The sequence below is a fragment of the Myroides profundi genome, from assembly GCF_000833025.1.
GTDB classification, from domain to species: Bacteria; Bacteroidota; Bacteroidia; order Flavobacteriales; family Flavobacteriaceae; genus Flavobacterium; species Flavobacterium profundi_A.
On sequence record NZ_CP010817.1, the window covers coordinates 1,283,773 to 1,297,938 of the forward strand.

Annotated in this window: 15 protein-coding genes; 11 read left to right on the forward strand and 4 right to left on the reverse strand. The window is 32.6% G+C overall.

Annotated features, from left to right (window positions below; translation table 11 throughout):
- Entirely contained in the window at positions 1-528 is a 528-nt protein-coding gene (locus tag MPR_RS05720) for a KdsC family phosphatase (protein ID WP_016649652.1), read from the reverse strand.
- Positions 528-1,277: a Rossmann-like and DUF2520 domain-containing protein gene (locus MPR_RS05725; RefSeq protein ID WP_041895206.1), complete on the reverse strand. Its 750-nt coding sequence runs from the start codon at positions 1,275-1,277 to the stop codon at positions 528-530. Before MPR_RS05725 ends, MPR_RS05720 begins: the two co-directional genes overlap by 1 nt.
- 58 nt (positions 1,278-1,335) lie before the next feature.
- Between MPR_RS05725 and MPR_RS05730 the strand changes: the two genes are divergently transcribed.
- The 10 genes from MPR_RS05730 to MPR_RS05775 all read left to right on the forward strand — a co-directional run bounded on the left by MPR_RS05730 (position 1,336) and on the right by MPR_RS05775 (position 9,244).
- Positions 1,336-1,725 (forward strand): group III truncated hemoglobin, encoded by a 390-nt coding sequence (locus MPR_RS05730; RefSeq protein WP_041890136.1) that lies wholly within the window; start codon positions 1,336-1,338, stop codon positions 1,723-1,725.
- A gap of 144 nt (positions 1,726-1,869) precedes the next feature.
- A complete protein-coding gene (locus tag MPR_RS05735) occupies positions 1,870-2,490 on the forward strand; it encodes an alpha-ketoglutarate-dependent dioxygenase AlkB family protein (protein ID WP_041890139.1) in 621 nt (206 codons plus the stop codon).
- Complete coding sequence (locus tag MPR_RS05740) at positions 2,490-3,059, forward strand: Crp/Fnr family transcriptional regulator (protein ID WP_041890142.1); 570 nt, start codon at positions 2,490-2,492, stop codon at positions 3,057-3,059. The genes MPR_RS05735 and MPR_RS05740 overlap by 1 nt, the downstream gene beginning before the upstream one ends.
- 65 nt (positions 3,060-3,124) lie before the next feature.
- Positions 3,125-4,069, forward strand: a complete 945-nt coding sequence (locus MPR_RS05745) for an alpha/beta hydrolase (RefSeq protein ID WP_041890145.1) — start codon at positions 3,125-3,127, stop codon at positions 4,067-4,069.
- Positions 4,070-4,096: 27 nt separating this feature from the next.
- Positions 4,097-4,672, forward strand: coding sequence for a Crp/Fnr family transcriptional regulator (locus MPR_RS05750; RefSeq protein WP_041890148.1), 576 nt, complete (start codon positions 4,097-4,099; stop codon positions 4,670-4,672).
- Positions 4,673-4,741: 69 nt separating this feature from the next.
- Positions 4,742-5,173: a carboxymuconolactone decarboxylase family protein gene (locus MPR_RS05755; protein WP_082027843.1), complete on the forward strand. Its 432-nt coding sequence runs from the start codon at positions 4,742-4,744 to the stop codon at positions 5,171-5,173.
- A 463-nt stretch (positions 5,174-5,636) separates the two neighbouring features.
- Positions 5,637-6,161 (forward strand): hypothetical protein, encoded by a 525-nt coding sequence (locus MPR_RS05760; protein WP_041890152.1) that lies wholly within the window; start codon positions 5,637-5,639, stop codon positions 6,159-6,161.
- 105 nt (positions 6,162-6,266) lie between these two features.
- Complete coding sequence (locus tag MPR_RS05765; RefSeq protein WP_041895209.1) at positions 6,267-6,989, forward strand: hypothetical protein; 723 nt, start codon at positions 6,267-6,269, stop codon at positions 6,987-6,989.
- Positions 6,990-7,143: 154 nt separating this feature from the next.
- Positions 7,144-7,731, forward strand: coding sequence for a PH domain-containing protein (locus MPR_RS05770; protein WP_235280580.1), 588 nt, complete (start codon positions 7,144-7,146; stop codon positions 7,729-7,731).
- The gene (locus MPR_RS05775) at positions 7,724-9,244 is read left to right on the forward strand and encodes a PH domain-containing protein (RefSeq protein ID WP_041890157.1); all 1,521 of its coding nucleotides are present in this window, start codon (positions 7,724-7,726) and stop codon (positions 9,242-9,244) included. The genes MPR_RS05770 and MPR_RS05775 overlap by 8 nt, the downstream gene beginning before the upstream one ends.
- Before the next feature lie 44 nt (positions 9,245-9,288).
- Here MPR_RS05775 and MPR_RS05780 read toward each other — a convergent pair whose 3' ends face one another.
- Complete coding sequence (locus MPR_RS05780; RefSeq protein WP_041890158.1) at positions 9,289-9,861, reverse strand: Crp/Fnr family transcriptional regulator; 573 nt, start codon at positions 9,859-9,861, stop codon at positions 9,289-9,291.
- 391 nt (positions 9,862-10,252) lie between these two features.
- A complete protein-coding gene (locus tag MPR_RS05785) occupies positions 10,253-12,334 on the reverse strand; it encodes an LTA synthase family protein (RefSeq protein ID WP_041890162.1) in 2,082 nt (693 codons plus the stop codon).
- Between the two features lie 314 nt (positions 12,335-12,648).
- On the opposite strand from MPR_RS05785, the gene bioB reads away from it, so the two are divergent.
- On the forward strand, positions 12,649-13,623 hold the full coding sequence (gene bioB / locus MPR_RS05790) for a biotin synthase BioB (protein ID WP_041890165.1): 975 nt from the start codon (positions 12,649-12,651) through the stop codon (positions 13,621-13,623).
- Positions 13,624-14,166 lie beyond the last annotated feature (543 nt).

The window sequence follows — 14,166 nt, forward strand, 5'->3', positions numbered from 1 at the left end:
TTAGTCAAATTTAGCGTTAAAGTGTTGAAACCACTTCTGTTGTGTTTTCATTACTTGTTCGATCACATCTCTGACAGCCCCTCTACCACCGTTAAGGTGAGAGATATATTTAGAGATTCTTTTTATTTCTGGTGCAGCATCCTGAGGAGCAGTAGGTAGCGCTACCTCTTGCATGATATGATAGTCAGGTATATCATCTCCCATGTATAATACAGTATCAGGATTGATATTATTAGCAGCTATATATTCTTTAAATACTTTTACTTTATCAGGTACTCCTAAGTAGATGTCTTTCACACCAAGGTTAGCAAACCTTGTACGTACACCTTCATTACTACCTCCTGAGATGATACATACATTATATCCGTTTTCGATAGCAGCTTTCATTGCATACCCGTCTCTAATGTACATTTCTCTTAGTAAATTTCCTTCTTGCGTTACGTGTACAGTACCATCCGTTAATACACCATCTACATCAAATATGAATGTAGTGATGTCATTCATTATTTCTTTAAAATGTTTAGACATTAGTTATTTTGTATTGAATTAGTTATAAGTTGATATATTTCTTTTTTTATAGGGTCATTTAGCGCTTCTAGGTGACGGTCTATAGTTCCTTGATCATTACGTGCAGCTGGTCCTGTCTGTGCTTCTCTAGGTGATAAGGTCTGTACCTTAGTCGCTGTCTCTAAGATAAGAGGCTTTAGGATGTCAAAAGGAACCATATTCTCTTTACAAATATCTTCTCCTAGTTTAAAAAGATGATTTGTAAAATTGTTTACAAATACTGCTGCTAGATGTATAGACTGTCTCTGATCAGTAGAGATCTTATATACTCTTTCAGAAAAAGATAAAGCTAACTTCTCTAAAAGTTCAAAATCTTGTTTGTTACTAGCTTCGATACAATAAGGAATAAGGCTGAAATCAACCTCTTTATCTATCGAGAAGGTCTGTAGCATATAGAAGACTCCTTTTCTACTTGTGTTAGCAATAGAACTCATAGGCTTAGTCCCTGAGGTATGCACCACAAAAGCGTCTTTTAAAGGGATAGCTGAAGAGACTTCTTCTATAGCATCATCACTGACTGCAATGATAAAAATATCTGCAGGTTTTAGCTCATTGATATCTGAAATAATTTGATTCTGAGAGACTAAGTTCTTAACTTTGTTAGGAGTTCGTGCATACACTTGTTGTAAACAAATATTGTCGTGTTCTAAAAAGTTTAGTATCAAGTGATGAGCAACTTTGCCAGAACCTAAAATGGATATTGTAATCATAGCAGTGAAGTTTAGCATTTATTTGTAAACAGATAGTGTGTAAAAATAATAATTTGTAATGAGAAAAGATATAGAAAACATAGAAGATATTAAGGTATTAGTAGATACCTTTTATGGAAGAGTACAGGAGAATGAGTTTATAGGGCCTATTTTTAATAGTAAACTAGATGGAAGATGGCCTGAGCACTTAGAGAAAATGTATGCTTTCTGGCAAACTATTCTTCTAGAAGAGTATACATATAGAGGCAAACCTTTTCCTCCACACGCACAATTACCTGTAGAAGGCGAGCATTTTGAAGAATGGAAAAGGATCTTCAATGCTACTGTAGATGAGCTGTATGAAGGAAAGATAGCTGATGAAGCGAAGTGGCGTGCAGAGCGTATGGCTGCGATGTTCTTAAGTAAGATAGAATACTTCAGAGAAGCAGGGATGAAGCCATTAGAATAAGGATAGATATAGTATCATAATACAACGGGGTTGCTTTAAATAGTAACCCCGTTTTGGTTGATATAAGATTGCTTTAATTTATAGCATTACTTTTTTTATTCTGTGTTAGATAATCTATAAACTTGTAGGATTAAATCAGTGCTTATGGATTTGTTTAGTGATTATAGTCAGGAGTTTACGAATATTCTTCCTTATGATGGAGAAGTAGATTACTATGGTATCGTATTTAATAAAGAGCAGTGTGACCACTATTACGATCAACTTTTGACTCATGTAGCTTGGCAATGTGATCAGGCTATTATCTTTGGGAAGAAAGTAACTACTAAGCGAAAGGTGGCTTGGTATGGCGATATTCCATTTAGTTATACGTATTCGAATATTACAAAGACAGCTTTGGTCTGGACAGAAGAGTTATTAGCATTAAAAAAGATAGTAGAGGAGAAGACAGGTGAGACTTATAATTCATGTCTTCTAAATCTGTATCATACAGGAGAAGAAGGAATGGCGTGGCATAGCGATGGAGAGAAGGATTTAAAAAAACATGGAGCTATAGCTTCTTTGAGCTTTGGAGCAGTCCGAAAGTTTGCTTTCAAGCACAAAGAGAATGGGGTTAAGATTGATATTATCTTAGACAATGGAAGTCTATTAGTTATGAAAGGGACTACACAAGAAAATTGGCTACATAGATTACCTCCTACAAAAGTGGTTCATACTCCACGTATTAATCTTACCTTTAGAACCATCGAAATAAAAGAATCAGTATAATGAGAAAGGAGTCATTTAGTACACTGTCTAATGTGATAAAACAAGATTTATGGAAGTCTCTATCTCTATTAGTGCAAGAACAAACGTTAGAAAATAAAGAAATGCTGATAAGTGAAGGAGAAGTGGCTGATAAGATAGTATGGATAAAAAAAGGTGTCTTACGTTCTTATTTTTTATTAGAAAGCGGAGAAGAGCGCACGTATTGTATCACCTTTGATGAAAGTATGATGACAGCGATGACTTCCTTTATATCAGGGCAACCATCTAAAGAGAATATACAGTCTATAGGCCAAACAGAATTATATGTACTCTATAAAGCAGATGTAGATAAATTATGTGCTGATAGTATAGTGTGGACTAACTTCTTTAAACAGTTATTAGAAGAGCAGTTTATGGAATTAGAAGAAAAACTGTTTGATATTCAACGTCTGGAGGCTAAAGATAGATATCTGAAGTTACTTCAGCATCATCCTCACTATATACAGCAGATACCTGGTATATACTTAGCTTCATTTTTAAATATTACCCCAAGACACTTGAGTAGAATACGCAAGGAAGTACATTTATAGACCTATGTCCTCTAGGATGTGGTAAAAAGACAAGACTTTTGTTCTTTACATTAATCATTTAAGATATGAATATAGATAAAGAACTATTGATAGCACTGTCTTTAAGCGCTTGGACACAGATACCTTATGACTCTCTTTTAGAGTCTAATCCTCAGCAAATACGCATCGCGGAAGAACGATTAATGCTAGAGGAGGGAGCTATAACTATACCTTCTGATATAGAGGTATATAATCAACTGATCTCGACATCCTATGATACTTCTCTTAAAATAAGAATATATAAGCCAAGAGAAATAGATAAACCCTTGCCTGTGGTTTTGTTTTTACATGGAGGAGCTTTTATTTTTGGAAGTCCAGAGCAGTATGATTTTCAATTAATAGATCTTGTACGAGAGGCGCAGGTGATTATAGTATCTGTTGATTATCGATTAGCACCAGAGCATCCTTTTCCGGCTGCTTTAGAAGATAGTGTAAGCACGCTAGAATGGTGTTATAATAATATAGAGGCTATAGGAGGAAATAAACAGAATATAGGTGTGATGGGAAGTAGTGCAGGAGGAACAATAGCGTTATCACTCTTACACTTAAATAGAGATCATTATAATATCCCAATAAGCAATGCTTTTATTCTATATCCTCCTACTTCAGATGAAATGAATACACCTTCTATGGATACTTATGCTCATGCACCTATGCAATCTAAGAAAAGTGCAACCTATATGTGGAAACATTATTTGTCAGGGGATAGGAATAAGTGGAGGGAATATGCAGTACCTAATAAGATGCAGAATTACCGACAACTACCGCCTATGACAATGGTACTAGCAGAGTATGATCCTCTAATAGATGAAGCAAAACAGTATGTAGCTTCTATAGAGAACAACGGAGGAGAAGTGACAGTCTTAGAAGTAAAAGGAGCTGTGCATACTTTTGACTTCTTTGAGTGTAAGCTAACAGATGATTTTACGAAGTATAAGATAGCGTATTTTAAACAATTACATTTGAAGTAAGTATCTTTGTGCTATAGCCTATATCTAATGAAAAACTTTATACAACATATCGAAAAATTTGTAGGGACTTTATCTACATCAGAGAGAGATTCTGTTTTATCTTATTTTGAGCTTATTAAGGTCAAAAAGAAAGAGACTGTTTTAAAAGCAGATATGCTTTGTGATAAATTGTTCTTTGTGGAAGTGGGGTGCTTGAGAAGCTATTATATGAAGAGTAATGGTATAGAACAAACTATTGATTTTGCTATAGAGAATTGGTGGTTAACAGATAATATGGCTTTTGAACAGCATACGAATAGTAACTTCTATATTCAAGCAGTAGAGAAGTCAGAAGTAATCGTGATTACTAGAGAACAATTTGCTCTACTATTAGAGAAACACCCTATTATGGAGAAGTACTATAGACAAGTTTTTCAACGTGCGTATGCAGCCGCTCAGTATAGAGTGAAGTATCTATACGAATTTAGTCGTGAAGAACTATACTTCCACTTCGAAGATCGATTTCCAGAGTTTATACAGCGTATTCCTCAGTATTTATTGGCTTCATATTTAGGGTTTAGCCCAGAGTACTTAAGTGAAATAAAGAAGAAGAGATTTTCTTAAACCTGTTTAAGTTTATTGATTAGACATAGCTTTAGATTTGTAGATATTAAAAACAATAAAGTTATGACTATGAGAAAAACAATTTATGGTGTACAGCCTAAGGCGTATGAAGGAATGTTATTATTAGAAAAGTACTTGAACGAGTCTGAATTAACACCTATACATAAAGAGCTGATAAAGATTAGAGCATCTCAGCTAAATGGATGTGGGTACTGCTTAGATATCCATACACAAGACGCTTTAAAGTATGGAGAGTCTACTAGACGCCTATTCGTATTAGCGGGATGGCAAGAAACAGAGCTGTTTACAGAAGAAGAACGTGTGATTCTTGAGATGACTGAAGCGGTTACGTTTATTCATCAAGGAGGAATTAGTGATGCATTATATGCGCAAGCAGAGAAGTTGTTTGGTGAAGTGTATTTAGCACAACTTATTATGTGCATGGTCACTATAAATGCGTGGAATAGGATAGGAGTAGCCACTCATCTTAAAGCAAAGTAATTCACATTATGCATTAGCCAAATAGTACAGAACAATAGTACTTCATAGCTTCTCATTCGCTTCACAATCATACTATAGTATGCTGAGGTCACTAATTTAAACCTAGTTTGTTTAATTACTTTTCGTTTATATGCCTATTGCATAATCTGAGATAATAAACTGAGAATAGAAGCAGGATATCTATCCTGCTTTTTTGTTATTCTTTTTGGGCTAAATGCGATGTTTTTTTATAGTAAAAGGGAAGTGTAGAAATAGAAAAAAGGAATAAGTAGTAAAATAGATGTATATATCTATTTGATTAATAGAAGATTGGTTGATGAGTTTTATGTAGTTAAAAAATGATTATTAATTATGAATATTTGTCGAATTATTCATAATTTTAGTAAAGACCTATTTAGAATAGGTAGATAGAGGTGACAAATTCTCTGATCATAGATTACCTAATTCATTAATATCTATTATTATGATAAAAGATTACTTGAATAAATTAGTAGGCATTCGCTTAAAAGGTAGAAAGAAAGAATTGATACTTGGCATTGTATTAGCTTATAATGATAAGTGGTTATTAACTAAGTGTAATTCGGTCGATTATATTATAGATGGGTATGAATTGATAGCTGTAGATAAGATATCTACTATAGAGCGTGGAGAGAATATTGCTTTTATAGAAGAAGTCTTGAAAGCAAAACATGTTGATTTTTACAGTAGCCCTATTCAGTTAAAAGACAATATTTTTGATACTTTAAAGGATATTGGGAATAAATATGGTGCATTTGGATTAGAATTTAAAGAGGAAGATTGTGTCTATGTAGGAAAGTATATGGATAGTGACGATAGTGAGTATTTTGCATTCGAAGAGTTATCTGCGTCAGGAGAGTGGTTTGAAGAGATAGAGGAGTTTAAAGTCTCTAAGATTTATAAAATAGATTTTGATGGAGATTATGTAGAGTCTCTATTGCTATATGCCAATAGAAAACTCAGTGAATAAGAAGATTAGAAAATTTTAATATTAGTTGTTATATAAACTTGCATGATTCTTGCGTGTAGTTATAGATAGTTAAGGAATATGAAAACCAATTTAAAAAGATCTATTATGAAAAGAGTTTTTAGTGTATTGACAGTATTACTTTTGAGTTTTGCTGTATTTAGTTGTAGCAGCGATGATAATTATATTGACTTATCAGAGCATGCAGGAGGTTTTACCATGGTAAATGCCTATGAGAGTGAGGATGCGCTTATTTATGTTGCAGATGGGCGCCCTATTCAGAGTCCATATTATCCGTTGTTTTATCAGAGTGTAGGTTATGTGAATCTATGGCAAGGAAATAGATTAATAGACATCTACGGAGCTAATAAGGTGAAGCCAATTACTACAACTACGAAGAAGATAACTAGTGGACAGTTTTATACTTCTTTTATAGGAGGAAACCAGTCGAAGGTAATCCACTTTATAACTGAGGATAATGTTAAGAAAGCAACTCCTTTAAATGAAGTGAAGCAGTCAGGAGTTCGTTTCTTTAATTTGAGCTCAGATAATGTAGTAGCTACTGTTCAGTTTAATGATAAGACAGTAGTAAAGGAGTTTGAAAATAGAGTTCAAGACAATGAGACAACTGCTGTGAAAACACAGGAATTTAATGCATTAGATGCTAATACTTATGCACTAACAATCAAAGATAAGGACGGTAAGGTACTCGCAACTAGAAAAGATGTTGTGTTTAAACCTTCACAGTTTTATTCTATTATCTTAATCGGTGCAAAAGATAATGCGAAAAAGCCTTACTATATAGGTGTTGTAAATCAAGCTGTAAAGTAAGAATATAGTAACTTATAATGAGAAGTCCTTTAAAGGTGTATTACTTTTAAAGGACTTTTTTTATGGATTGCATACAGCAGTATCTCTTTTTAAATGATATATTTACTAGTAGAATTAATGTCTGTTTACACAGAAGGATAAGAGTATGAATAGTATGTTTGAAAATAAACAAATCGATATCGATGCATTACCTCAAGTAGAGCAAGTAATGTTTAAAAACTTAGATTCTAGGTATCGAACAGTAGTCGGGATAAGGTTAATAATAATTTCTATTATTATTTTACTAATTGCTTTTACACCTTATATTTTTCAGTATTTGACGAGTGAACCTTTGTTGAATGAAGCATTGTTATACTCATTTATGGGATTAGGAGTTGTATTGATTATTCTGATATGTATTATCTCTATGAAGGGAGTAGCAATGAAAGGCTATGCGCTACGTGAGCAAGATATTATTTATAAAACAGGTATTATTAACAGATCTCAGACTGTTATTCCTTTTAATAGAGTGCAGCATGTAGGAGTATATGAAGGAGCTTTGTTACGTGTATTTAATTTATGTACCGTGGAGTTTTTTACTGCTGGAGGAGCATTAGGCGATCTCAAGATAACAGGGATATCTAAAGAGGAGGGAGAGCGACTAAAAGCGTATGTTATACAGAAGATAACGAAGTCTCCTCAACAGGCTTTAAGGACTAATCTAGATATTGTAGAACACTCACACGAATCTGTTCATGAATAAGAATAGTTTTTATCAGCCTACTAGACAAGCTACAATAGGAATCATTGCTAATTTTCTGAATGCTTTACAGAAGATAGTAAGAGCTTTTGTTCCTCTTATAGTCTTATTTTTAGTGAATAAGCGTATAGATTTACCTATTAGTATTTGGGGAGTAGTAATCTTAGGAAGTATCTTAAGTTTGGGAATAGCTTATTTAAGTTATCGTAACTTTCTGTTTTACATTGATGAAGAAACTAATTCTTTTATAATTCAAAAAGGGATTATTAATAAATCTAAAGTTACTATTCAACTAGAGAAAATACAACAGGTGAATCTTAATCAGAGTTTTATCAACAAAATAATCAATGTGTACTCTGTAGAAATAGATTCTGCAGGTAGTAAAGATAAAGAAGCTACTATCCCTTCTATGGCTTTATCAGATGCAAATGCATTAAAACAAATACTACTGAACTATAAGAATGAACACGTAATACAAGATACTTCAATAGACTTAGTAGATGGAGAACAAAACATAATAGAAGAACAAGAAGATTCAAAACGAATCAGTATAACGACTCTTCTAAAAGTAGGTATAACGTCTAATTATCTATATACATTGGGGTTAATACTTGTCTTCTTTAATATGGTGTATGATTCTATAGTGAGAAGTATTTCTATAGAAGAGTATATTGATAAAGAAGAGGTGACAAATTATATAGAAGGAGGGCTGCCTTTGGTAGCTTTTCTATATTTAGTTGTGTTTTTAGTGATTACGGTATTAGTAGTGAATGTGATCCGTACTTTGTTGCGATTTTGGGATTTTAAAGTGACATTTTCTAATAAGACATTGTTGTTGTCTCATGGATTACTATCTACACAAAATACAATCATTAGACCTAATCGAGTACAAAAAATAGAGATAGAGCAGAATTATTTTCAGAAGTTATTTGATATCTGTAGTTTGAAAATAAGCCAAGTAGCAGGGGATAAGGAGAATAATAAGAAATCAGGATTACAGATACCTGGCTGTTCTACTCAGGAGAGAAAGGATCTGTTTAAAATAATAATGGCTAAAGAAGATAACAAGGAGTACACTACTGTTTTAAAATATAATTATCGATACTTAGGATTTAGAGTATTCTTATTCATAGTTGTTCCTTTAGTGTTTTTAACCTTGTTCTTTAGAGCAAACTTTAGTTCTGTTACGTTTATAGGAATGGCAATGAGCTATAGTGTGATAATGTTATTAGCTCTTTATAGACTTTATAAAGTAGGATTGCTTCAAGTAAATGAAGACTTCATCGTGATAAGAAGGGGAATATGGGATATCTCACATATTTATTTAGAACCACATAAGATACAGAAGATAGTGGTGTCACAGTTATGGTGGCAACAGTCTGCAGATGTGGGTAGTTTAAAGATATATACCGCAGGTGGAATAGTGTCCTTTAGTACGACTCAGTATAGCGAGTTAGTGAAGCTAAGAGATAAATGGCTTTATCAAGTCGAATCATCAGCGTTACACTGGATGTAGTAAATATAAAAAAACGTGGGAATACTTAGTATTCCCTCGTTTTTTTATTCTTCGTCTTGTACTTTCTTTAAGGCACGGTTTAAGGTACGTGTAGTGATACCTAGATAAGAGGCCATATCTTCTTTAGATATATGTACTTGTTCTTTCTCTTGAAGTTCTAATAGCTTTTCGAGAGCATGCTCTACTGTATATAGCTGCTGGAAAGAAGCTCTCTCACTCGTATGGAATACTCTTAATGCTTCTACTTCTAACAGGGTATTATTAAAGGTTATGTCTGTTTTTAATAAATGCTCAAATACGGATAGAGGAATGATGTAAGCATTCACAGGTGTTATGGCTTCTACTGAGCATAAACAATTCTTCTTACCTATGAACTCTATTTCACCCATTATCTCTCCTGTACTTAAGAACTCAGGGATATATTCTTTACCATTTTCTTCTGTGATATAGCATTTAGTAATCCCTTCTTTAATAACAATTACTTTAGTAACGGGGTCTCCTTGATGCAATAAAACCTCTTTAGGCTTATAAGGTTGCAATAATATTTTGTCATTAAAAACATCAGTCTGTGCTAATGATTCAATGTATGATAGAAAGTCAATATTTATTCTTAACATTTTTTTATATCATTAAGGACAAATGTCCTATGTGAGTTATACAATAATAGTGATTTTTGCAGTATCAAAATTAAGTATTAATACTTATTAATTTAAATCAATTAAGGAGTTTTATACTAAGATTAAGAAGAATGCTGTGCTAGTGTTTTCATTAATTAAATTTGATAAGTTTTTTTCAATTATATATTACAAGTGATAAGTGTTTTTTAAAATTAAAACGGGAGAGCAAGGTAAGTGGTGTTTTCCCGTTTTCTTATGTTAATTGAAAATTGAATTAATTTAGAACAATTTTGTGTTGTCTATGAGTAGTATGCAACATTCATATAAATAATTGTGTTACGTGTGTTTAAAAAAGCAGGGAGAGTAGTGTGCACTACTCTCCCTGCTTTTTTTATTTATTATAACTCTTTGATTCTAGCTGTTTAGCTGTAAATTGATAAAAAGAGATGGCTTCATTGACATATTTAGATTGTAGTTCATCTATCGCAGTAAGCGGAGTTACTAGATTATTAACTTTCTGAGTATTGAATCCATATTGTCTTATCTTTTGATTAGGGCTAAGAATGGTTAATGTGTTTTCTCTGATATAACCTAAATCTTGATACGTAGCTATAAAAGCTCTAGGTTTATAATCTGTTTGTAAAACATCGGTTCCAAAAAATTTAGAGTCATACTTAAAGTTAAGTATTCCTAATAAGGTAGGCATGACATCTATCTGTGAAATCATTTGATCAAATTGTTGAGGTGCTAGCCCTTTAGGGGCATATATCATAGCAGGTATTCTATATTTATCTAAAGGTAGTTGTGTCTTGCCCGCACTAGAAGCACAGTGGTCAGCTAAGATCACAAAGATGGTATTATCATACCAAGCTTGTTCTTTAGCTAGTGCAAAGAATTCTTTTATAGCATAATCTGTATATCTAACTCCTTTATCCCTTGCACTAGTAAGGTCTGAGGTGTCTAGTACTCCATCAGGATAAGTGAAAGGTCTATGGTTACTTACAGTCATGATATGATTAAAGAAAGGTTTGCCTTGTTGATATTCTTCATTCATTACTTCTATGGCTTTCTTAGCCATATCTCCATCTGCTACTCCCCATACATTCTGAAAGGTTATCTGATCAGGTCTAAAATCACACTTATCTACGATGTTATAATTATTGCCTTCGAAGAAATCTTGCATATTGTCAAAATAAGCATCTCCTCCATATAGGTACTTGACTGTGTATCCATTTTTAGCAAATATACTTCCAGTTGTAAACTTGTCTTTATTGTCTTTGCGTTTTACGACACTTTCACCAGGAGAAGGAGGTATAGACATCGTTATAGCCTCAAGCCCACGTACAGTTCTATTACCAGTAGCATACGTAGTGGTAAAGAATAAACTTTTCATCGCTAGGCTGTCTAAGAATGGAGTAAGTTTATTTGTATTGCCATAGAATTCCATAAAGTCTGCACTAAGACTCTCTATACTTATCAGGACTACATTTTTTTTGGTAGTTGTGCTATCATTATTAATGTTTCTAAGAAGAGATGTGCTCCCATTATATTGAGGGTAGAATTGTTTAATATTTTTAGCTAGTTCATCATCAGGTAGCGTATTGTAGAATTTAAAGTAATCAATCACACTGTTATTAAAAGCTTGATAGAATTTATAGACTCCGTTACTTTCTAGTTCTTCAGCGAAAATATTATCTGTATTTATAGGAGACATTACTTTAGTAATAGCTGATATAGAGATCCCAAATACAAGTAAATAAATAATACTTAGTATAATTTTATTTTTTAGAGGGGCAAGATGTTCTATAACATATACCGTTTTTTTGAAAATGTAGTATGTAGTTAATAATGTAACTAAAGCGATGACACTAAATAAAGGAACTACTGGATATGACTCCATAATATTGCCAATTACCTCGTTAGTATAGACTAAATAATCAACTGCTATAAAATTATATCGAACACCGAATTCGTTCCAAAAGAAAAACTCGCTTACTGTATTTTGTACTAGGATTAGTACGAATATAAATAAAGCAAAAGCATAACTTACTTTTCGAACTGTAGTCCTAAGCTGAGGTAAGAATAGACAGATAGCAAATAGTACTGTTTTTATAGATAAGAAGGTAATTGCTATTTCGGGTAGAACACCACCATATTCTGATATAATGGTTTTACCAAAGGTAACCCATCCCCATAAACCTAATAGAATAGTGAATATGATATATCCATAAGGTTTATTATACTTATGATCTGAAAAGAAAATAAAGTAGAGCCAAAACAAGATATATGCTATACTGAATAGTAAAGTGTCACGTATAAGTCCTAGTCCAAATACTGATAATATCTCTCCTGTACTAAAGGTAGTGGTAGTAATAGGATGATTAATTAAAATGATACGAAGTACAACATTCAACAATAAGTAAAAGTAAAGTAAATACTTATAGGGGATAAAGAATGAAGGGTTATTTGACATAGTGATTGAGTTTTGAGTAATTCGTTTTTAGTTTTTTCTTTATAACTTTTGTTTTATAAATGTTATTGTGTGGTTAGTGTTATTTTTATGCTAATAATTAAGTAGTGATGTTTATGTGTTCAGTTTTATTTATAGATGTGTTGTTTTAATTAGATTTAATATAATCACTAAGTGCTAGGTATGGCTATTATGAGGCCTGTGTAATCTATATTATATTTTGGAAGTGGAATAGGTCTAAATCTAAAAGTGGACTAGCTATTCCTTTTTCATTCCTTCTATTTTTGGTACATCTATCATAAATAAACGAAGAGAAAATGGAAATTAGACACAACTGGACTAAAGCTGAAATTCAATCAATATATGACACTCCTTTATTAGAGTTAATTCATCAAGCTTCTATAGTACATCGTCAGTATCACAATCCAAATGAAGTGCAGGTGAGTACTTTATTGTCTATTAAGACAGGAGGGTGTGTAGAGGATTGTTCTTACTGTGGACAGGCAGCTAGATATCATACAGATATAAAGGTACAGCGACTACTACCTTTAGAAACAGTATTAGGAACTGCTCAAAAAGCAAAGGAAGCAGGTTCTTCTAGATTCTGTATGGCCGCTGCATGGAGAGAGGTACGAGATAATAGAGATTTTGATAAAGTACTTGATATGGTGAAAGGTGTTAATGAGATGGGATTAGAAGTATGTTGTACTTTAGGAATGTTAACTGAGGAACAAGCTAAGCGATTACAAGAAGCTGGATTATATGCTTATAATCATAATTTAGATACTTCAGAAGATCACTATGATAAGATTATCTCTACTCGTACATTTTCTAATCGTATAAATACTATTGATAATGTTCGTAAGGCCGGTATAACAGTATGTTCGGGAGGTATAATAGGATTAGGAGAAAATGATACAGATAGAATATCTATGTTACATACTTTAGCTACTATGGAGAAACATCCCGAATCAGTTCCTATTAATGCTCTAGTTAGAGTAAAGGGAACGCCTATGGAAGAAATGCCTAAAGTAGAGACTTGGGATATGATTAGAATGATTGCTACAGCTCGTATTGTGATGCCTACTACTATGGTGAGGTTAAGTGCAGGACGTATAGAAATGTCTGAGTATGAACAGGCAATGTGTTTTATGGCTGGGGCTAATTCGATGTTTTCAGGTGATAATGAAACGTTATTAGTGACGCCTAATCCTAGTTTATCAGCAGATCAAATGTTATTAAAAAACTTAGGACTAAGACCTATGTTGTCTAAGAAAGAAGTGGAAGTATAGAAACTATTTTAGTTTTGGACATATAATAAGGAGCTTTGTTTATCAAGAACAAGGCTCCTTATTATTTTTTATATAATAGATCCAAAGAGTTGGTTGTTGATATGATAATGTTTAATAAGAATTTGTAGTCTTTTAATAAAAGAAAAATAATGTTCAATAAAGCTATTTAGGAACAGTTTTTGTTTCTAAAAAATATTGAAGATGCGCTTAGAATTATCTAAAATTCTATATGTATTGAAGGAAAATTAGAGTGTTACATCATGTTTTTAGGTGAGAAATGATGTGTTTTATTGATGTAGAGTGAGTTATTGTGTTTGTGGATTCCAGAGTATTTGATGGTGGGGACTGTTGTTTAGTAAACTCTGGAATCCCTTTTTTGAAACTCATATTTTACATTGGTTCATATTAAGAGATTTGTGCTATATAAAGAGGTATTAAGCATTAGATTTTTTTAATTATATAGATTTAACAATATTTGAACTAGTGTTTTCTCTAAAAAAAAATGACATCATGTATAAAAATAGTTAGCAATCATTAGAAAAA

What these genes read in the sequence shown, in the direction of transcription:
- MPR_RS05720 (WP_016649652.1), bottom strand. Translation starts at nt 528, where the DNA reads ATGTCTAAACATTTTAAAGAAATAATGAATGACATCACTACATTCATA.
- MPR_RS05725 (WP_041895206.1), bottom strand. Translation starts at nt 1,277, where the DNA reads ATGATTACAATATCCATTTTAGGTTCTGGCAAAGTTGCTCATCACTTG.
- MPR_RS05730 (WP_041890136.1), top strand. Translation starts at nt 1,336, where the DNA reads ATGAGAAAAGATATAGAAAACATAGAAGATATTAAGGTATTAGTAGAT.
- MPR_RS05735 (WP_041890139.1), top strand. Translation starts at nt 1,870, where the DNA reads ATGGATTTGTTTAGTGATTATAGTCAGGAGTTTACGAATATTCTTCCT.
- MPR_RS05740 (WP_041890142.1), top strand. Translation starts at nt 2,490, where the DNA reads ATGAGAAAGGAGTCATTTAGTACACTGTCTAATGTGATAAAACAAGAT.
- MPR_RS05745 (WP_041890145.1), top strand. Translation starts at nt 3,125, where the DNA reads ATGAATATAGATAAAGAACTATTGATAGCACTGTCTTTAAGCGCTTGG.
- MPR_RS05750 (WP_041890148.1), top strand. Translation starts at nt 4,097, where the DNA reads ATGAAAAACTTTATACAACATATCGAAAAATTTGTAGGGACTTTATCT.
- MPR_RS05755 (WP_082027843.1), top strand. Translation starts at nt 4,742, where the DNA reads ATGAGAAAAACAATTTATGGTGTACAGCCTAAGGCGTATGAAGGAATG.
- MPR_RS05760 (WP_041890152.1), top strand. Translation starts at nt 5,637, where the DNA reads ATGATAAAAGATTACTTGAATAAATTAGTAGGCATTCGCTTAAAAGGT.
- MPR_RS05765 (WP_041895209.1), top strand. Translation starts at nt 6,267, where the DNA reads ATGAAAAGAGTTTTTAGTGTATTGACAGTATTACTTTTGAGTTTTGCT.
- MPR_RS05770 (WP_235280580.1), top strand. Translation starts at nt 7,144, where the DNA reads ATGTTTGAAAATAAACAAATCGATATCGATGCATTACCTCAAGTAGAG.
- MPR_RS05775 (WP_041890157.1), top strand. Translation starts at nt 7,724, where the DNA reads ATGAATAAGAATAGTTTTTATCAGCCTACTAGACAAGCTACAATAGGA.
- MPR_RS05780 (WP_041890158.1), bottom strand. Translation starts at nt 9,861, where the DNA reads ATGTTAAGAATAAATATTGACTTTCTATCATACATTGAATCATTAGCA.
- MPR_RS05785 (WP_041890162.1), bottom strand. Translation starts at nt 12,334, where the DNA reads ATGTCAAATAACCCTTCATTCTTTATCCCCTATAAGTATTTACTTTAC.
- bioB (WP_041890165.1), top strand. Translation starts at nt 12,649, where the DNA reads ATGGAAATTAGACACAACTGGACTAAAGCTGAAATTCAATCAATATAT.